The organism is Mucilaginibacter sp., from assembly GCF_036568825.1.
Lineage (GTDB): Bacteria > Bacteroidota > Bacteroidia > Sphingobacteriales > Sphingobacteriaceae > Mucilaginibacter.
The window spans coordinates 37,777-58,014 of sequence record NZ_DATCRU010000007.1 but is presented as its reverse complement, the minus strand read 5'-3'; the positions used below and the strand labels follow the sequence as shown (position 1 = coordinate 58,014).

Sequence of the window (20,238 nt, the reverse complement as noted above, 5' to 3'; positions counted from 1 at the left end):
GCAGTTAAAAAAGCAAACTGCAAACTGGTAACTGCCAACTTTCTAAAATATGATTTTCTCAATCGGCATTACCGTAATGCCTTGTGCGCCGGCTTGTCTCAGTTGGTTGATCCTGTCCCAAAAATCGTCTTCAGGTATTACTGTGTGTACGGCAACCCAGCCTTCATCGGCCAGTGGAACAACTGATGGACTTTTTATACCTGGAAGTAACGCGATTGCCTTATCCAGGTTATCTCTATGAATATTCAATACAACATACTTAGTTTCTTTAGCTCTTAATACCGATTGAACGCGTTGCAAAAGTTCTTGCACATGTTCGTGATCTCCTATACCTGGTTTGCCTATCAGAATGGCTTCTGATGACATCACATTGCAAAACGGTTTAAGTCCATTGCTTTTTAGCGTACCACCTGTAGAAACCAAATCACAGATAGCATCACTTAATCCCAAGCCGGGAGAAATCTCAACAGAACCCGATATGGTGCGTATTTCAGCATTAATATTTTTTTCTTTCAGGTATTTACCCAGTATCACAGGGTAGGTGGTGGCGATTGATTTACCGCTTAATTCAGCAACATCATTTATATCAACTGAATTTGGTATAGCGATCTTTAACGAGCATTTGCCAAAGCCCAAACGCTGCAGATAAGCCACCTCAACCTCAGTTTCCTGTATCACGTTTTCGCCAACGATGCCCAAGTCGGCAATGCCATCCTGAACATACTCAGGAATGTCATCATCGCGCAGGAAAAGGATCTCCAGCGGGAAATTTGATACGCCTGAAATGAGCGAACTTTTGTAATTATCGAAGTCTAAACCGCAATTTTTTAGTAACTCAACGGATTTTTCGTTGAGCCTTCCGGATTTCTGGATGGCTATTTTAAGTGTTTTCACAAATTAAATTTAAAGGTATTACAAATAAACAGGGGGCTATATTTCTTTCAGAAACAGACATTATCTGGTCGCCAAATGATGGCGATGATGCATATTGTGACGATGTATGTTGAACCCGTTCATTTTTGTATAGTAAAGCTATAGATGAAGTGTTGCAAATATATATTTTATTTAATAAAATCAAGGTTAAGTTTCGGGTCTAATACGGCAAACCTTAACAAATTGTTCATAACAATTTGTTAATAAGCACTTTCTGTTTAAGGGTGATATTTAAAGATTCACTCATATACAGCAGGGAGAAATTCTTATTTCGCGTTCTCGTCGTAATAATAAATCTCACCTTCCTTGGCGCTGCCAATTTTTACCAGTTTTTTATGGGCCATAATATCCTGCAGACTGATCAACTCAGAGTTGTACAGGTTATCAAACCAGATCAGGTAAAAACGTTTCTCAGCATACATTTTTTGTACCAGGTTAGTTTGCAGTTTATGAGGTATCAGTGTGGATGACATACCTGTAAACAAATAAACGGCTTCATCAGCATCACTATAAATAGGTATCCCCGGTTTAAACATGTGCTGGTGCTTTCTCAGATATTGTACAAATTCCGATTTGTTCCAGCTATCGTCGCTGTATCCCGGTACACCGTAATCATTTTCATCATCATAACGCTGATAGTCCACCAGTACGGTTGAATACTCAAAAGCCAGCATAAGTAAAATGGCGACTCCTGATAAGGCATATTTTGCAACCTTGTTTTTGATAAACCGCAATACATCCGGCACCCAACTGGTACAAGAGATCAGTAGGGGAATAAACATTGGCGCTATGAGCCTGCTGTTGATGCGTTCATACCGGGATATACTGGCTGAAACAACGATGAATAAGCCGTAGACTAATGCAAAGGCAATCACTATATTTTCAACGGTATCAATCTTACGTTTGTAGGTCTTCCAGGCCAAAATGCCTGCAAGTGCTAAAAGGATAAAAGCGGTAATAAAAGCAGCGTACGGATCAGCCTTATCGGTTCGTAATGCAGCCCAATCCCATATCACTGTACCGAAGTAATGCAGGTTATCAACAAAAGGAGTAATCGAAGGCTCACGTGTACCTGTGCTTAAACCGGTATTGATGCGGTTCATGATCAGGTTCCCGACTAGTAATGAAATCGACACCAAACCATAGACAAGTATATGTTTTATCTTTTTCTTAATCGGTAGCTCTGTATCCAGCAAAAGCATCAAACCACCTGTGCCGACTATGGTGATACCTGCATAACGGGTAATACAAATAATGGCGGTAATAAAAGCGGCTATCAATAAGGCTTTTGTAGTATGTGACTGCAGATAATGCCTGTATGCTATAATAAACAGGAGGGACTCGAATATAAATAAGGTCTCAGACCACAGAAAGCTGTATATCTCCAATAACCCAGGACTTAATATGATAGCTATTAATATCAACCACTTGTAAATTCTTGCATGCGAAGTGAAGTTTTCCAAGATCCATCCGGTCGTGAAAACCACGGCAGCAAACAAGCAGCTGTTAATGGTTGCTCCGGCAGTGATGGGATCAACCCGGGTTATAAACTGTATAATACCCAAAAACACAGGGTAAAACACAGGGAAAAATACCAGTGGGCCTTTATTAAATGTTAAGATTGACCCATGCGCCTGCAAATTGGTTGCCGTGCTGGCATACATGATGGAATCGGGTGAGAGGCCTACGCCACTGTAAGAAGTGAACAGGTAGATGGCATAGTACCCTATAATAGCAGCAATAAGTGAATCAAGATTTTTAAGATAAAGGTTCAACTTCATGTCGGTTAAATTGGTTGTAGTAGTTGTAGTAGTTGTAATAGTTGTATTAGTTGTCAGGATCTATGTAAATTTAAGTAACGTTTTTTGGCCATTTTAACTTCTTGATCTTTGTTTGTTGTAAAGTTGAATTAATTGCATATGGTTTTGTGCGATTTCGTAACCTTTTCAACTAATACAACTGCTACAACCAATACAACCTCTCATAACATTACTCAATCAAATCTAATACATCACTGATAGGCTGATCACTGTTTATCAATATTCCCCTTACACCTGCTGCAGTGCCTGCTTCTACATCACGTTCACGGTCGCCTATGAAGTAAGACTTGGCTGGATCGATATTGTATTTTTCTATTCCACGCAGCAATAAACCTGGCTTTGGCTTACGGCAGTCACATTCGCCTGTGAAATTGGGATGGTGCGGGCAATAAAATATATCGGTAAATTCAACACCATGTTCCTTGTATATAGCTCTCAACTTTTCATGCATTTTACCGAGCTCTTCTTCAGTATACCAGCCTTTGGCAAGGCCACCCTGGTTGGTTGCCACTATTAATAAGTAGCCCTTGTCTTGTAAAGTTTTTAAAGGTTCAATGTTTTGCTCCAGCACATGGAAATCTTCCAGTCGGCATACATAGTCACCCATTTCCTGGTTCAGTACCCCGTCGCGGTCAAGGAACACGGCTTTAGTTTTAGCAGGTGTATTCATTGCCGCAAAGGTAACAATTCTTAAAAACTCCTGTTTTTGTAATATAACGCGGAGAACTTACATGCTCTGGGTTAGGTATGAAAAGTAATACAATGTCAAAATATAAGCCCGGATTTTATCAATTTTATAATTCATAGCCCTAAAATCTTCTCATTTTGCAACATTTTGTTCGGAATAGGGGAAATTTTATTGTTATGCAGGCATATTAAATGTTAATGTGCTATTATGAAAATGTTATAATGAAACTCAAATTATTAACGAAAATTGAATTTTTATATGATTTAGGTAATATTTTTTAACATAATCTGAAAAATTACTAACTATATTACAAAAAAGATTATTAATTTGTAATTTCGTAATTACCGACCTAAGTGAAATACTTATAAAACTGAGAGATTGAAGATGGATCAAACTGATAACCCCCAGCAGGGCCTTTACAGGCCGGAATTTGAACACGACTCGTGCGGAACCGGGTTTATAGCCAATATACATGGCCATAAATCCAACCAGATTATAGATGATGCCCTTACTATGCTGGAGAATATGGAACACCGCGGTGCTTGCGGCTGTGATCCTGAGACCGGTGACGGTGCGGGTATTTTGATACAATTGCCCCATGAATTTTTGATGGATGAATGCTCTAACCTGGAGATCAGCCTGCCTGAGCCGGGAGAGTATGGTGTAGGGATGATATTTTTCCCTAAAGACTCATCATTAAAAAAGGCCTGCCGCATGGTAATTGCCAATGCGCTTGAGAAACTGGGTCTACAAAAACTAGGTTACCGTAAGCTAGCTGTCGATTCATCCGTAATAGGAGAGACCGCTCATCTTGCTGAGCCGGATGTGGAGCAACTATTTGTTTTGCGCCCGCATCATATCACCAATGTAAATGACTTTGAACGTAAACTATACGTTTTAAGAAGATATATCAATAAAACCATTACCGAAACCATTCCTGGTGCAGGTGAGCATTTTTATTTTACCTCATTTTCCTGCAAAACCATTATTTACAAAGGTCAGCTAACTACTTACCAACTGCGTAAATATTTTGCAGACTTAAGAGACCCGCGTATTGCATCTGGCCTGGCCATGATTCACTCGCGTTTCTCAACCAATACTTTCCCGTCATGGAAGCTGGCTCAGCCATTCAGACTGATCGCCCATAATGGTGAGATCAATACCTTAACAGGTAATCTAAACTGGTTCTATTCAGGCTTAAAATCATACGTTTCATCTTATTTCACCAGTGAAGAGATGGAAATGTTATTGCCGGTGATCGACAATAACCAGTCAGACTCAGCTTGTTTGGATAATATTATTGAAGTTTTACTTCACACAGGTCGTTCATTACCACACGTAATGATGATGCTGATTCCAGAAGCATGGGATGGTAACGAACAGATGGATCCTATCAAGAAAGCATTCTACGAATACCATGCTACTTTGATGGAACCATGGGACGGTCCGGCAGCTATTACGTTTACTGATGGTAAGCTGGTCGGCGCGTTATTGGATAGAAATGGCTTGCGCCCATTGCGTTTTGTCGTTACCAGCGACGGCCGTGTTATTGCAGCTTCTGAAGCCGGTGTATTGACTATCGATGATAAAACTGTTTTACGCAAAGGCCGTTTACAGCCAGGTAAAATGCTGCTGATCGATACCGATAAAGGTAAGATCATCACTGATGAAGAAATAAAGAAACAAATAGCCTCACGCCAGCCTTACGGGCAATGGCTTGAGAACTATAAAATACGCATGGAAGACCTGGCCGAGCCTCGTTTGGCTTTCGCGCCGTTATCGCCAAGTGCTGTGTTCCGTTATCAGCAGGTGTTTGGTTACACCCGTGAGGATATCGAAACCATCATCAAACCAATGGCTGTTGATGGTAAAGAGCCTGTAGGTTCAATGGGTACCGACGTGCCTTTGGCCATATTGTCAGATAAACCACAGCATTTATCAAGCTACTTTAAGCAATTCTTTGCACAGGTAACCAACCCGCCGATAGACCCGATTCGTGAACGTTTGGTGATGAGTCTGGCTACCTTCATCGGTAACAATGGCAACCTGCTTGACGAAGATAAAATGCACTGCCATTGTGTGGCTTTAAAGCACCCGATCCTTGTTGATCATGACCTGGAAAAGCTGAGAAGTATCGATACCGGTATGTTCCACGCCAAAACACTGCAATGCTATTTTGTAGCCGATGGTATGCCGGGATCAATTGAAAAAGGTCTTGCAAGACTTTGTCGTTATGCGGAAGATGCTGTTGATGAAGGATTTGAAGTATTGATCCTTTCAGACCGTGCTATCGATTCAGAACATGCTCCGATTCCGTCATTGTTAGCTGTGTCTGCGGTTCACCATCATTTGGTGCGCAAAGGTCGTCGCGGGGCAGTAGGTCTGGTGGTTGAAGCGGGCGATGCATGGGAAGTACATCATTTTGCTACTTTGCTGGCATTCGGTGCTACTGCCATTAACCCATACCTTGCGCTTTCCACCATCAATACGATTAAAGAAAATGGCAGCCTGGAAACCAGCCTGGATGTTAAAACACTCACTAAGAACTATGTAAAAGCCATCTGCGATGGTTTATTAAAGATATTCTCTAAAATGGGTATCTCAACGCTGCAGTCTTATCATGGCTCGCAGATATTCGAGATATTGGGCATTAACAAAACTGTAGTCGATCGTTATTTTGCAGGCGGCGTAACCCGTATAGGTGGTTTAGGTCTTGACGAAATCGCACGTGAATCGCTTTGCAAACACAAGATCGGTTTCGGCAGCAGTAAAAACGAGAACCTTTTATTGCCTGAAGGCGGTATCTACCAGTGGAAACGCAGAGGGGAAGAGCACTTATTCAATCCAACCACAGTGCATTTGTTGCAGCATGCAACCCGTATGAACGATTACTCGATCTACAAGAGCTATGCGAAACAGATCAACGAACAGGGAGAGAAACATTTTACTATACGTGGCCTGCTTGACTTTGCTCATCACCGTGAATCAGTTAAGCTGGAAGAGGTTGAACCTGCGGAGAGCATTATGAAGCGTTTTGCGACAGGTGCAATGTCATTTGGTTCGATCTCTCACGAGGCACACAGCACTTTGGCTATCGCTATGAACCGTATCGGCGGTAAGAGCAATACCGGAGAAGGCGGTGAAGACGAAATGCGTTACGAGTTATTGTCAAATGGCGACTCGATGCGTTCGGCTATCAAACAAGTTGCTTCAGCTCGTTTCGGTGTAACCTCAAATTACCTGAGCAATGCGGATGAGCTGCAAATAAAAATGGCTCAGGGTGCAAAACCGGGCGAAGGTGGTCAGCTGCCGGGTCATAAAGTGGATGATTGGATCGCTAAAGTGCGTCACTCAACTCCTGGAGTAGGGTTGATCTCTCCGCCGCCGCACCACGATATTTACTCTATCGAGGATTTGGCTCAATTAATATTCGATTTAAAAAATGCCAACCGCGCGGCACGTATCAATGTGAAATTGGTATCAAAAGCAGGCGTAGGCACAATTGCTGCGGGTGTTGCAAAAGCGCACGCCGACGTGATCCTGATCGCAGGATACGACGGTGGTACAGGTGCATCCCCAATCAGCTCTATAAAACATGCTGGCTTGCCTTGGGAACTTGGTTTGGCCGAAGCTCATCAAACACTGGTTCGCAACAAACTGCGCAGTCGTGTGGTGTTGCAAACAGACGGTCAGCTAAAAACTGGTCGCGATTTGGCTATTGCAGCCCTAATGGGTGCCGAAGAGTGGGGCGTAGCTACTGCAGCCCTTGTTGCAGGTGGATGTATCATGATGCGTAAATGCCATCTGAATACCTGCCCTGTAGGTGTGGCTACACAAGATCCGGAATTAAGGAAGTTATTTACCGGTAAGCCTGAACACGTAGTAAACCTGTTCCGCTTTATGGCTGAGGAACTTCGTGAGATCATGGCTGAGCTGGGTTTCCGAACCATTAACGAAATGGTTGGCCGTGTACAATTCCTGAAAGTGAAAGACGGACTGAAAAACTGGAAAGTAAATCATATCGATCTGTCTGGTATACTGCACCCGGTTAACAATCCGAAAGGTATGACGCTGTATAACAGCGAGAAGCAAGATCACGGTATCGATACTATACTTGACTGGCAGTTATTAGAGAGCGCTAAAGCAGCCTTAGAAGATAAAACCCCGGTATTTGCATCATTCGATGTAAAAAATACAGATCGTACCATCGGGACAATGTTATCCAATGAGATTTCAAAAAAATATGGTTCAGCCGGATTGCCGGATAATACCATCAACTATAAATTTAAAGGCTCTGCCGGACAAAGCTTTGGTGCATTCAACACAAAAGGTATCTCTTTTGAACTGGAAGGCGAAGCAAATGACTATGTAGGTAAAGGTCTTTCAGGAGCACAACTAGCGATTTATCCTTCTGCTGATGCGAAGTTTACACCTGAAGAAAATATCATCATCGGCAACGTGGCTCTATACGGTGCAACATCGGGAGAGGTGTTCATCCGGGGTATGGCTGGTGAGCGTTTTGCTGTACGTAATTCGGGGGCAACAGCAGTTGTTGAAGGCATAGGCGATCACGGTTGTGAGTACATGACCGGCGGACGTGCCCTGATATTGGGTAGCACCGGACGCAATTTTGCTGCAGGTATGAGCGGCGGTATAGCATGGGTTTATGATCCTGAAAATACGTTTGCCGACAACTGCAACAGGGAGATGGTCGACCTTGATCCGCTGACTGAAAAAGATTCAGAGCAGATCACAATCTTATTAAAGAAACACGTAAGCCTGACCGGAAGTAAAGTGGCGCAAAACCTGTTGAAAAACTGGAACGAAGCTTCAACCAAATTTGTGAAGGTGTTTCCGAAAGACTATAAAGCGGTTTTATTAAAAGCAGAATATCAAACTATCAGCTAATATTTTATGGGAAAAGCAACAGGATTTAAAGAGTATAGCAGGGAACTTCCCGATAAAGTATCACCGGCTGAGCGTGTAAAGAACTACAAAGAGTTCGAGGGACTGTATTCGGAGCAAAAGCTGAATGAGCAATCTGCACGCTGTATGAATTGCGGTATTCCATTCTGCCATTCAGGCTGTCCGCTGGGCAATATTATTCCTGAATTTAATGATGCAGTGTATCGTAAAAACTGGGAAGAAGCTTACCAGATATTATCATCGACAAATAATTTTCCTGAGTTTACAGGAAGGATTTGCCCTGCACCATGCGAGTCAGCATGTGTGTTGGGTATCAATAAACCGCCCGTAGCTATCGAGGAGATAGAAAAACATATCATAGAGATCGCTTACGAAAAGAACCTTGTGAAGCATACTGCACCACTTGTTAAAACAGGTAAGAGGGTTGCCGTAGTGGGTTCTGGACCTGCGGGTTTGGCTGCAGCTGCGCAATTGGCTAAAGCCGGTCATGCCGTAACGGTTTATGAGCGCGATGACAAACCGGGAGGCTTGCTGCGTTATGGTATACCTGATTTCAAATTGGAAAAATGGGTAGTTGAACGTCGTGTCCAAGTTATGGAAGAAGATGGTGTTGTTTTCAAATGTAACGTTGAAGTTGGTAAAGATATAGCTGCTGATGAACTGGTACGTGGTAATGACGCGGTGGTATTGGCTGGCGGATCAACTATCCCCCGTAATTTGCCAATTCCGGGCCGTGAGCTTAAAGGTATCCATTTTGCAATGGATTTCCTGAAACAGCAAAACAAACGTGTAAGTGATATCGGCTTTGATGCCGACGATATATTGGCAACAGGTAAAGATGTGGTGGTGATAGGTGGTGGCGATACCGGTTCTGACTGTGTAGGTACCTCAAATCGTCAGGGGGCAAAATCTATCCATCAATTTGAGGTGATGATGAAGCCACCTGTTGACCGTACCCACAGCATGCCGTGGCCTTCATATCCAATGGTGTTGAAAACAACTTCAAGCCACGAGGAAGGTTGCCAAAGATACTGGGGTATCAATACAAAAGAGTTTTTAGGTGATGCCGATGGCAATCTGAGAGCTCTAAAAGTAACCGACGTAACCTGGGAAACCGATATCATGGGAAGGCCGATCAAGTTTGTTGAGGTAGAAGGTTCTGAGCGCGAGATAGAATGCCAGCGCGTATTCCTGGCGATGGGCTTTGTGCATCCGCAACATGAAGGAATGATCAATAGCCTTAACGTTCACCTGGATGAGCGTAAAAATGTAAAAGCTAAAGAAGGCAATTATCGTACAAATGTAGGCAAAGTATTTACAGCAGGCGATATGCGCCGCGGACAATCATTGGTGGTTTGGGCCATCTCTGAAGGCCGCGAATGCGCCCGCAAAGTTGACGAATTTTTGATGGGACACTCCATACTGGAAAGCAAAGATGCCGTAAACCAGTTTGAACAAGTGTTTTGAGGATAATGGATTAGTGATTGAAGATTAGTGAATTAGTTATAAAAGTGCATTTCTAATACAATCAGTTAATAAACCCAAGTTAGGCCGTGCAAGCAAGTATGCTTGCCGGCTTTTTTGTTATTTCTCAGACGGATTCTTCTTTCCAGCCTCTAATTTCTCGACCATTTTAGTCAGCCTTTCCTCCCTGGTCTTTTCCTGTTTAGCCGTCAATATCCAAAGCACATATTCTTTGCGGTTAGACCAGGAAAGTTTCTCATAATTGGCTAATCCCTGCGGATTTTGCTCGAGTATTTGTTTAATATCTTCGCGAAGGATAATGACTTTTTTATCTACATCGATCCATTTCCCGTACTCATTTTGCTTGATCTCATCAGCGCCAACATTGGATGCTTTTACTTGGCCGACAGGCCGGAAACGTAATGCTGTCCATGTTTCGTCAACCGCAGCAGATGCTACAGGCTCCAGGCCGTGATCAGAAGGCGCGGTCCAACTGCCCATCATAGCCAGATCAGTTTCAATGCCTGAATTTTTCTTTGGGTAGATGACCCAGAATATAGTGTCAGGCTTTAGTGTAGGTACCACTATTTTCAAACTTTCGATAAGCTCTGAGCTGTTCTTCACGAATAACTGCACACCATCAAAAGTGCCTTTAGCTTCATATGAAACCGTCACTCCTTCAGGCAATAGTTCAAGCAAGGTTAAATAATTAGCTGGAGCATTAAAAAGCAACCAGTGCTTGCTAGGTTTTACCTGTAATTTCTTTGCGAGCGGGCTAATGGTGACTTCGTTGGTCATGGTGATAAAAATAGAATCTAATTTAATAATAGATTTATTACTGCCACAAATATTACTTAACAGAGCGAAAACCAGTTATTGAAAATTGCTATTTTTTTAAAAAAAGGATAGGATAGGAGAAAGATCAGTTATCAACCAACTTGGTAAAAAAGTCCCATAAAACTATACCTGCAGATACAACTATATTAAAAGAATGCTTAGTGCCAAACTGGGGAATCTCGATACATGCATCTATCACTTTCATCACCTCGTCGCTTACGCCATTTACCTCATTGCCGAATATCAGAGCATATTTTTCGTTTTCAACTGCCTCAAATTGATTAAGCATTATGCTTTTCTCGGCTTGCTCTATAGCTATTATTTTATAACCTTCTTTTCGCAATTGTTCTACAGCTTGCAAAGGTTCAGCGTAGTAACTCCAGTTAACCGATTGCGTAGCACCCAGGGCAGTTTTCTCTATTTCGCGGTGTGGTGGCTGTCCGGTTATGCCACAAAGGCAAACTTGTTCCACTGCAAAGCCATCGCAAGTGCGGAATATGGAGCCCACATTATGCATGCTGCGCACATTATCCAGCACCACCGCAATAGGCAGTTTTTGCTGTGATTTGAATTCCTCAACGGAGGCACGGTTTAATTCTTCTAATTTTAATTTACGCAAGTGGAGAGTTTAGTTGATCAGAGATTAGAGATTAGTTGGCGCAAAGTTAATGATCTTCTAAATATTAGGATTTAGATATTAGTGTTTAGAATTTCTTTCAATAATCCCACACCATCTCCAATCAATGAGCTATAAACTGAAGGTGCATAACCAATTTTCTTGGTATAGTATTCAGATACCTCTTTGCTGTAAGTATCGAAAGCACTTTCTTTTACCAATGCAATAGCACACCCGCCAAAACCGGCGCCTGTCATGCGTGCACCTGCTACATTAGGATTAGTTTGACTGTATTCCACAACTGCATCCAATTCTTTACCACTTACTTCGTATTGGTTCTTTAAAGAATCGTGAGAAGCATACATTAATTGGCCAAACAATTGTAAGTCGCCGGCAGCTAATGCTTTGGCGGCCAATTTTACACGGTCATTTTCTTCAATAACGTGTTTTGCGCGTTTTAAAACGATGCTATCTGTGATCAGGTGTTGATGCTTCTCAAAAGTATCGCTATCGATATCACATAAATGCTGTATATTTAATTCCTGTTGCAAAGCTTTTAGCGCTGTCTGGCATTCCTGTACACGTTCGTTGTATTTTGATTCAGCCAGTTTGCGGGGCTTGTTTGTGTTGATGATCGCTAATACATATTCACCCAAATTGGTATTTACCGCTTGGTATTCCAGCGTATCACAGTTCAGCATTAACGCTTTGTCTTTCTCACCAAAGGCAACGGCAAATTGATCCATAATGCCGCAGTTTACGCCGATAAATACGTTTTCTACCTGTTTGCCCAACTGTACCAACTGAAGCTTAGTATATCCGGAGTTGAATAAATCGTTCAGCATAAAAGCTGTTACCACCTCGATAGACGCTGATGATGATAAACCAGAACTGATAGGAATATCACCATAATACAACATATCCAATCCCTGCAATTGGTGACCATCATTTAAAAAATAATCGATGATACCCAGCGGATAGTTAAACCAGGTTTCGCCTGTTTTTTTATAGCCTTTCTGGAGCGGAATATCTAATTTATCATCAAAATTCAAACTTCTAAACCTGAATACATTATCATTATTAGGGGCTACTGCTACATAAGTACCAAAGGTAATAGCGCAGGGCATAACTAAGCCACCGTTGTAATCAATATGTTCGCCGATCAGGTTGACGCGACCGGGAGAGAAATATATTTTTTCTGCTTCTTTATTAAATGTATTTTGAAATTCGGGGTAAAGATTATTCTTCATCTTTCAGGTGCAGTTATTGGCAGAACAAATATATGTAAATTATACAGTTATTTTTTATTTTGACTAAAAAGCTATTTCGAGGTTAATAAGAGTCTTAAATTTGGCAGTGAAATTATTAAAATAAATCAAACTAAAATGAAGCAGTACCTGGTAACAGCTTATGATTATACACATGAGGATGCTTTGCAAAATCGCATGAACACACGTCCGCATCACCTTGTTGGTGCAAAGGAATTAAAAGAAACAGGCAATTTTATTATAGGCGGAGCTATGCTGAACGATGATGGCAAGATGATCGGCTCAGTAATGATATTACAATTCGAAACTGACGAAGAACTGGAGGCATGGAAGAAAAGTGAACCTTATATCACCCAAAAAGTTTGGGAAACGGTAGATATAAAGCCCTTTAAAGTGGCCGATGTATAAAAGAAAAGCCGGTAGTAAATACTACCGGCTTAAAATAAATATTTAATAAGGGGATTCTTAACGGCGGACTCTCCAGCCGGTTGTTAAATTAATGGTATATGAAGCACCACCAGACCATGCTAAAGTTGCTGTACCATCGCCATTAAATGTAATAGTACCGCTAAAGCTAAATGAATTTCCTTTCGGGCCTGTTCCGGTGATAGTAATGGTAGCAGTACCGCTTAATATTTTACGGCCAGGTTTTGACAAAGTAATGTTTGTACCTACAATGCTTACATGGCTGTTACCGGAAGCTTTATTACCTACTTTAGATTGGAATGAACCATCGCGGGTATACTGACCATTAACTACAAAGTCGGTTGCGCTTGGTGATAAACCGGCAATAGTCACCTTTGCGTTGCCTGAGTTTGATGAACTTAATCTTGGGCCGTCGAAGCTCCCTTTGTAATTCAGGGTATCGATCACATTATCAGGTACATTACTTGAATTACAATTTAAAGTGTGAGCATACTTAAAGAAATAATTAACAGTAACCGAGTCAACAGTAATATTACGGGTTACACTATCGGTTAAGGTGGTACCACATTCCTGGTGAACAGATGCTGTTGCCTGGGTAGAATTTACGGTCAGATTACTGCCTGTTGAATTGATACCTTGTGCATTTACCGCAATATCATCGGTTACAGTAGTAAAGCCATTAGAGTTTTCAGCTAATGAACCTGCTGCAATATCAGCCGCCTGGTCTGTTGTCACACTGTTGCCGGATGATGTGCTGTTATCCTTTTTACACGAAAAAGCACCGAGCATTAATAGCACAATTAGGGATAATTTAATACTTTTCATAACGTAAGGGGGTTGTTTTTTGGGGTTGTAAAAATTATTTCAGTTTTGTTTTGTTTCTGTGTATGACTTGGCGATGACAAAAAGGTTTAATATGTTCAAATTTTTTTTTGATAAATATTTATCCTCGAGATAGTTAGGCAGATACTAAGCAAAAAACCCCCGCTTATAGCGAGGGCATAATTTACATTAACCTAACACCTAAACTTAACTAAACTATTCACAACTCATTTTACGTAACTGATTGATTTTAAGTTGCAATTATTGTTAAACCTGATGAAAGGAATTATCAATTTTTTATTACCATTATTGAGGTGATATGCTATCAAGCACATAAGTATCACCGCTGGATAGTTCCAACTCTGCCGATTTCATATTTTCTTCCAGGTGCTCAACGCTTGATGTGCCGGGTATTAATAATATATTATCCGAATGATGTAATAACCAGCTCAGTGCCACCTGGTGAACCGTTGCATTACGTTTTTCCGCAATCTGGTTAATTTTATCAGACGCCTCCACATTGCCTGCATTTAGTGGAAACCATGGAATAAATGCAATATTATTAGCCTGGCAGTATTCCAATACCGGTTCCCATTTACGGTTATCAACGCTGTACATGTTTTGTACCGATACCACTTCAAAGTATTGCTGCGCTTTTTTGATATCGTTTACACTTACTTCGGATAAGCCTATGTGTTTTACTTTGCCTTCCTCCTGTACTTTTTTCAAAAACTCAAAGCTTTCTTCGGCAGGTACTTTTGGGTCGATACGGTGTAATTGATAAAGATCGATCCGATCAACCTTTAGGCGTTTCAAACTGCCTTCCAACGCTTCTTTCAGATGATCCGGATGCGCATTTACCGGCCATTGATCTGGTCCGGTACGCGTTAAACCACCTTTGGTTGCTATAACCAGGCCCGTTGGATAAGGGTATAGGGCCTCTGCTATCAATTCTTCCGAAACATATGGGCCATAACTATCGGCCGTGTCAATAAAATTAACGCCGAGCTCAACCGCTCTTTTTAAAACCCTTATAGATTCATTATGATCTTTAGGCGGCCCCCAGATACCTTTTCCGGTGATCCGCATTGCTCCGTAACCCAGGCGATTAACTGTTAGATCGCCTCCGATGGTAAATTCCTTGCTGAATGTTGCTGTATCTGACATAATTAAATGGTTTTATAAAATTTTTAACACCTCGTCTACACAAATGTTCGGAGAAGCAGGCGGAAATTTGTCATAGCTGATTCATTAGTTGATATGGCATAAAAAGATTACATAAACAATTAAAGCAAAGAAACCTGGTTAATCAACCGGGTTTCTTTGCTTTTAGCTTTTTAATACAGGCCTTCTTTTGCTGGTATCAGGCTTGGGAGGCTGTTGCTGGCGATTCCTTGGTGCATTCGGGTTGAAACCGGGTATCGCATTTTGATTCGCCGGCCGCTGGTTCAAATTCTGCCCAGGTTGTGGTCCATTAGGCTGAGAGTTCGGTCTTGGATTAGGGTTCTGGCTCTCAGGCCTGTTAAACTGCGAACGATTTTGCTGCGGTCGTGGATTGCCAGGCTGCTGACCGGGTTGTGGGTTCTGGTTACTATTTCCTCTGTTAAACTTTGGATCCTGCTGCTGAATGCCAGGTTGCTGGTTTAGCTGAGGATTCTGATTACCATTACCTCTGTTAAACCTTGGATCCTGCTGAGGATTGCCAGGCTGCTGGCCTGGTTGAGGGTTCTGATTACCATTTCCTCTGTTAAACCTTTGATCCTGTTGAGGATTGCTCGGTTGTTGGTTTGGTTGTGGGCTCTGATTACCGTTACCTCTGTTAAACCGTTGATCCTGTTGAGGGTTGCCAGGTTGCTGATTTGGCTGAGGATTCTGATTTCCATTACCTCTGTTAAACCTTTGATCTTGTTGAGGGTTGCCAGGTTGCTGGTTTTGCTGTGGGTTCTGGTTTCCATTACCTCTGTTAAACCTTTGATCCTGCTGCGGATTGCCAGGTTGCTGGTTTGGCTGAGGGTTCTGGTTGCCATTACTTCTATTAAACCTTTGATCCGGTTGTGGATTATTCGGTTGTTGATTCTGACCTTGCTGAGGATTTTGATCCCTGTTTGGCCTGTTAAAGGGCTGGTTTTGATTAGACCTGTTCGGATTATTTCCTGACCTGTAAGCTTGCACCTGTCTTGGGGCAGGTCTGTTATTATTTCCCTGCGCAGGCATTTGTTGAATAGCCGGACGATAAACCGAAAGCTGATTGTTCGACAAAACCTGTGCACCCGGCCTTGAATTATTGATTACTCTTACCGGTTGTATACTGGTATGTGCCACATTTTGAACCACGCCTACTTGCGGTCCACGGTTATATCTATAGCCTCCATGACTATTGACCCCGCGGTCATTATCGGCATTGTAAGTATTTACATTATTAACAATGGTAATATTGTTGACGATGGTGGTATTATGCTGGATATAATTATTCACGTTTACCTGGGTCATGTGCCTTCCCGAAACTACATTCCAGCTATTTGCATCAGGCATCCACTGGCCGCTTGCTACCACGTTCATATTGACATGCGGTGCAATAGGGGCCCAGCAGAAATTATCATTATAGCTACCCCAGGTAACCCATGCGGGCGCCCATTCCTGGCCCGGTAACCATGCCCAGCCATAGTAGTCGTCATAAAACCAGCGACCGTAGTGGAATGGCGCCCAGCCCCATATATAGTTTGATACCCAGGTCCAGCCGTAATCGCTGTATACCCAGTAACCATTGGTAGCGTACGGCCTGAAATCTGGGCCTGCATCAGGAACCCATACATAGCCATAATCAGGGTAATTTACCCAGGTACCGTAAGGAGCAAGCTCATCATAAAATACCTGGTCGGTTTGATAGTTGGTATTATCAAAATTGTCGGTGTATACCGGCTGCGGCTGGGGCGAGTAGGCAGTGGTTTGCACCATTGCCGAACACCCTGCAAGTGATATGGCAGCCGGTAATACGATGTATAAAATCTTTTTCATGATTGCGTTTGTTAAAATATAATTTAGAAATTTATAAGTATGACGGTTGCTGATTCAATAAGTTTAAGCTATATATCAACAATATTAAAAAGATATTTTAATATATGATCGGAGCTTAGCTGTTAAAGAGAAGAAAATAAAAAAGCTGAACAGCTACCCAGCTATTCAGCTTCATAAATATCAATTACATACAATTTTGTTTTATCTCCAGGCTCCGATAATAAGCCCCATTAGCGTTAATGAAACCACGCTATAGCCGCCATTTATAAAGATATGCCGCCAGCTTTTAAGTTCGAATAAGCTATGGATTGCAATGGCACAAAAAGTCCATACACCAGCAAGAAAGCCTGCTGTAGCGCCCCATGACGCAGTAGTTGTAGGTGTAGCAAGGAAAGCTGCCAGATTAGCAGCCATCACCAATGAAAAAAGAGCAGTAAAGCCAAATATTTTGCCTTTTTTGCCTTGTTTTATTTGTTCCTCGGTTAGGTGACTGTCTGCCATCCAGGCATTACCGAAAAGTGGGCGCGAATACCAGATTCCGCCGACTGCAAAAGCGGAGAGGCCGGCAACTATCACTGCCAGCCAGTTGATAAAAGAAGGATTCATTGTTTAAAGGTTTAATCTACGTTTAAATAAATCTAAGAAAAATATTTAAACTATTGAACCTTATAACGATACACATAACGACCGATATTGCCATCCTTATCTATACCCTCAATCACAGCCTTGTAAGTACCTGTGCCATCTGAATTGAAGAACTCAAATGAAGCATTGCCGGTTTTGTCTGTTAATATAAGAGGGTTCCAATATATGGTACTGCGAAAATCTGACTCTGACCTATTGCCTGATGCATTTTCATACTTTGGAGAATAGAAAGTACGTGCTGTACTATAGCCGCCCGGTATAAATTCCACTTCATAGTTTTTGGGCAACATATTAAGTAATTCTTCTTTTGATATCTTTTCGCCTTTAGGTGGTTTTTTGGTAATAATTGATACTACGCCATTTGTTCCTGTGGTTCGGTTGATGCTGCTAAACCCGTCATTGTTGAAGATTTCCACCGTTTCAACCATTTTAGTATCAACATTATATAAATAATTATAATCCACAGACATACCATTGACATAGTAAGCAACTGGTATTCTTTTGCCTGAGGTGTAGTCCCTGGTGATATAAAAGTTGTTATTGTCATAGGTCAAACCCAATCCGGCGCCCACAAGACAGTCAGCAAAGGAATTGCAATCTTTAAAGCGTTCGCCAGGTATTGTATGATCAGCAATCATACTCAATCCGCTCAGCGTGCCATAATCGGTATGATCCGGTTTTTTAATATTCGGTTTGGCTTTTATCACTACACCTTCCAGTGTGTGTGGCATGTTAAATTGCCTTTTAGTATTCTGTAAATAGGGCCGCAGCGCGCTATCGATATTGGCAACTTCCCCGGTAGGATTAATATATAACGATGATGGCGGTCCAACCAATGGATTAATTGAAAGCATCAGGTTATTGCTGTTTGCATTATCCCGTGCGCTGATCTTTATTTTTGAACTATCCGAAACCAGCACATTCGGAAATTTAAATACACCGTTTGCGTCAGTAGTAGTAGTTGTAGAATAAGCCTTATCCGGTATAAACAACCGGATGTTCCCTTTAGCTATAGGTAAGCCCGTATTGTTTCTAAGTATTCCTGATATAGCTATACCTTGCTCCGGTAAAAAAGCCAAAGGTGGAATTTTGTCAGCCAGGATATTCCTGTAAGAGAAACGGCGATAACCCTGTGTTAACATTAATACATCAAGATCGGTTATACTTTTTTCATCGTTATGATTAAAATAATACCCCGGTTTTTCTATATAACCCCGCAGATCTGATGTCAACAGGAGATAACTTAAGATATTCGGAGCCTCGTCGTCATCATAGGGCACTACGGATTCATTAACTACAGCTACTGAAAAATTGCCTTCAGCCGGTAACCCTTTGCTTTTAGCAGCAACCAACAGTCGCATTTTTTGCCGGCGCGAATAGGTTGACTGATCAGTTTTCATCGTCACATTCATCTGATCATTGTTCTGGATAAAAACCAAACGCTCGCTCAATGGCGTTCCCTTTGATGAGAAAACAGTGACCTGCAGGATACCCGTCGGAAATTTACTTTTTGGAATAGCTGCAGTATAAGTAGTATTCTTCAAAACTGTTTGGGCTGCGTAGCACACAATACCGTTGCTTTGCGCCATCACATAAAAGGTTTTGTTTTGGTTCTTCTGAAAGTAGCCATCGTTTGTAGTGATCTTTATGCTTAAACTATCCTTTTGGTTGTTATTTACAGATAAATTAATGCCTTCAGTCCTCACATTAGGTAAATCAAAGCTACTTTGCGAGCCATCAGCAAAAGTGAAATTGGCTTTGTAGGTTTTACCATTCTCAGGAGTTAGGACAAACACTCCCATGCCGAGGTGCTGTGACTCGAAATTTGCCACAACGGTGCCGTTGTTATCAACGACAGTTCCTTTCGAATCAATACCCAGGCCATTGGGTTTTATAGCTTTAAACGCTACTCTCGACCGAATGCCGGTAATAAGGTAACCGCCTTCAGGGAAAAACTGCGCATCAATAGCAGGTTGCGATAATTGAATTGGAAAAACTTTGGTTACCGTCTTTTTTTCTTCGGTTTCCAGGTCGGCGCTAATGGTGCTTGTGCTTAGCTCTTCAGGCTTGTCACTTATAAAGCTAATATTCACCACGCCATTCTGATCAGTTTCTCCTTTTCCTTTGCTTATTGTACGATCATCATTTACCGCCTTCCAGCTTACTTTCTTACCGGCATAAGGTGCGCCATTCTCATCTTTGTAGACTATTTGTGCACTTATTTTACCTGACTTTTCTGATATAGCGTTTTTATAAGTAATATGAGGCAACACAAGTCCGCTTGTATTACTGCCGACAGTTATAGTTTTATTGAAGAAATAAGCCTGATCAGCATTGCGCATCCACTGGGTATAAGCCCTCACATGGAAATTTCCCCGCTTGGCAAAATCAGGTGTCAGTATAAGGCTGCCAATTGCAGTTCCGTTTACCATCTGCAATTTTAATTCCTTTGTCAGTTGGCCCTCATTGATAAAATCAATATATAATATCTTGCTTAACGAAGTAAGCTGATGCAAATCAATGGTAACATAAGCTTTGAACCAGATGGTGTCGTTTACTGCATAGTAAGGTTTGTCAAAATGAATATAAACCTTTTCTGTAGGGTGATCGTTGGTTAGCTTTTGAGTTTTAGCAATGATGGTAGTTAGTGGAATACTATCGCGCTGAGCATAGGCCGAAAAATGCGTGATAGTAAGAGAAGTTAGCAGAACAAGTAAAAATTTTCTTAAATTCATCAAATTTGGTATATCAAAGATGCCGGCTAAATATAGTTATTTC

At 41.7% G+C, this 20,238-nt stretch carries 14 protein-coding genes; 3 read left to right on the top strand and 11 right to left on the bottom strand.

Going from position 1 to position 20,238, the window contains the following annotated elements:
- Positions 1 to 42 precede the first annotated feature (42 nt).
- The 3 genes from hisG to VIM89_RS01740 all read right to left on the bottom strand — a co-directional run bounded on the left by hisG (position 43) and on the right by VIM89_RS01740 (position 3,423).
- The gene (gene hisG, locus VIM89_RS01750) at positions 43 to 894 is read right to left on the bottom strand and encodes an ATP phosphoribosyltransferase (RefSeq protein WP_488154400.1); all 852 of its coding nucleotides are present in this window, start codon (positions 892 to 894) and stop codon (positions 43 to 45) included.
- 305 nt (positions 895 to 1,199) lie between these two features.
- Positions 1,200 to 2,714: a hypothetical protein gene (locus tag VIM89_RS01745; RefSeq protein WP_488154399.1), complete on the bottom strand. Its 1,515-nt coding sequence runs from the start codon at positions 2,712 to 2,714 to the stop codon at positions 1,200 to 1,202.
- Between the two features lie 208 nt (positions 2,715 to 2,922).
- Positions 2,923 to 3,423 (bottom strand): D-glycero-alpha-D-manno-heptose-1,7-bisphosphate 7-phosphatase, encoded by a 501-nt coding sequence (locus tag VIM89_RS01740; RefSeq protein ID WP_488154398.1) that lies wholly within the window; start codon positions 3,421 to 3,423, stop codon positions 2,923 to 2,925.
- 402 nt (positions 3,424 to 3,825) lie between these two features.
- Here VIM89_RS01740 and gltB point away from each other — a divergent pair, with 402 nt between their 5' ends.
- Together gltB and VIM89_RS01730 are read left to right on the top strand one after the other, a co-directional pair.
- A complete protein-coding gene (gltB, locus tag VIM89_RS01735; RefSeq protein WP_488154397.1) occupies positions 3,826 to 8,349 on the top strand; it encodes a glutamate synthase large subunit in 4,524 nt (1,507 codons plus the stop codon).
- Between the two features lie 6 nt (positions 8,350 to 8,355).
- Positions 8,356 to 9,834, top strand: coding sequence for a glutamate synthase subunit beta (locus VIM89_RS01730; RefSeq protein ID WP_488154396.1), 1,479 nt, complete (start codon positions 8,356 to 8,358; stop codon positions 9,832 to 9,834).
- 117 nt (positions 9,835 to 9,951) lie between these two features.
- Here VIM89_RS01730 and VIM89_RS01725 read toward each other — a convergent pair whose 3' ends face one another.
- The 3 genes from VIM89_RS01725 to VIM89_RS01715 all read right to left on the bottom strand — a co-directional run bounded on the left by VIM89_RS01725 (position 9,952) and on the right by VIM89_RS01715 (position 12,534).
- Complete coding sequence (locus VIM89_RS01725) at positions 9,952 to 10,629, bottom strand: YdeI/OmpD-associated family protein (protein WP_488154395.1); 678 nt, start codon at positions 10,627 to 10,629, stop codon at positions 9,952 to 9,954.
- A 124-nt stretch (positions 10,630 to 10,753) separates the two neighbouring features.
- Positions 10,754 to 11,287 (bottom strand): RNA methyltransferase, encoded by a 534-nt coding sequence (locus VIM89_RS01720; RefSeq protein ID WP_488154394.1) that lies wholly within the window; start codon positions 11,285 to 11,287, stop codon positions 10,754 to 10,756.
- Between the two features lie 71 nt (positions 11,288 to 11,358).
- Entirely contained in the window at positions 11,359 to 12,534 is a 1,176-nt protein-coding gene (locus VIM89_RS01715) for a galactokinase (protein ID WP_488154393.1), read from the bottom strand.
- A 135-nt stretch (positions 12,535 to 12,669) separates the two neighbouring features.
- Here VIM89_RS01715 and VIM89_RS01710 point away from each other — a divergent pair, with 135 nt between their 5' ends.
- On the top strand, positions 12,670 to 12,960 hold the full coding sequence (locus VIM89_RS01710) for a YciI family protein (RefSeq protein WP_488154392.1): 291 nt from the start codon (positions 12,670 to 12,672) through the stop codon (positions 12,958 to 12,960).
- 57 nt (positions 12,961 to 13,017) lie between these two features.
- On the opposite strand, the gene VIM89_RS01705 is transcribed toward VIM89_RS01710, so the two are convergent.
- The 5 genes from VIM89_RS01705 to VIM89_RS01685 form a co-directional block, all read right to left on the bottom strand.
- Positions 13,018 to 13,803, bottom strand: a complete 786-nt coding sequence (locus VIM89_RS01705; protein ID WP_488154391.1) for a hypothetical protein — start codon at positions 13,801 to 13,803, stop codon at positions 13,018 to 13,020.
- A gap of 303 nt (positions 13,804 to 14,106) precedes the next feature.
- A complete protein-coding gene (locus tag VIM89_RS01700) occupies positions 14,107 to 14,967 on the bottom strand; it encodes an aldo/keto reductase (RefSeq protein WP_488154390.1) in 861 nt (286 codons plus the stop codon).
- Between the two features lie 162 nt (positions 14,968 to 15,129).
- Positions 15,130 to 16,815 (bottom strand): DUF6600 domain-containing protein, encoded by a 1,686-nt coding sequence (locus tag VIM89_RS01695; protein WP_488154389.1) that lies wholly within the window; start codon positions 16,813 to 16,815, stop codon positions 15,130 to 15,132.
- A 201-nt stretch (positions 16,816 to 17,016) separates the two neighbouring features.
- Positions 17,017 to 17,421, bottom strand: coding sequence for a DUF1761 domain-containing protein (locus VIM89_RS01690; RefSeq protein WP_488154388.1), 405 nt, complete (start codon positions 17,419 to 17,421; stop codon positions 17,017 to 17,019).
- 50 nt (positions 17,422 to 17,471) lie between these two features.
- Entirely contained in the window at positions 17,472 to 20,195 is a 2,724-nt protein-coding gene (locus VIM89_RS01685) for an Ig-like domain-containing protein (protein WP_488154387.1), read from the bottom strand.
- Positions 20,196 to 20,238: the final 43 nt, after the last annotated feature.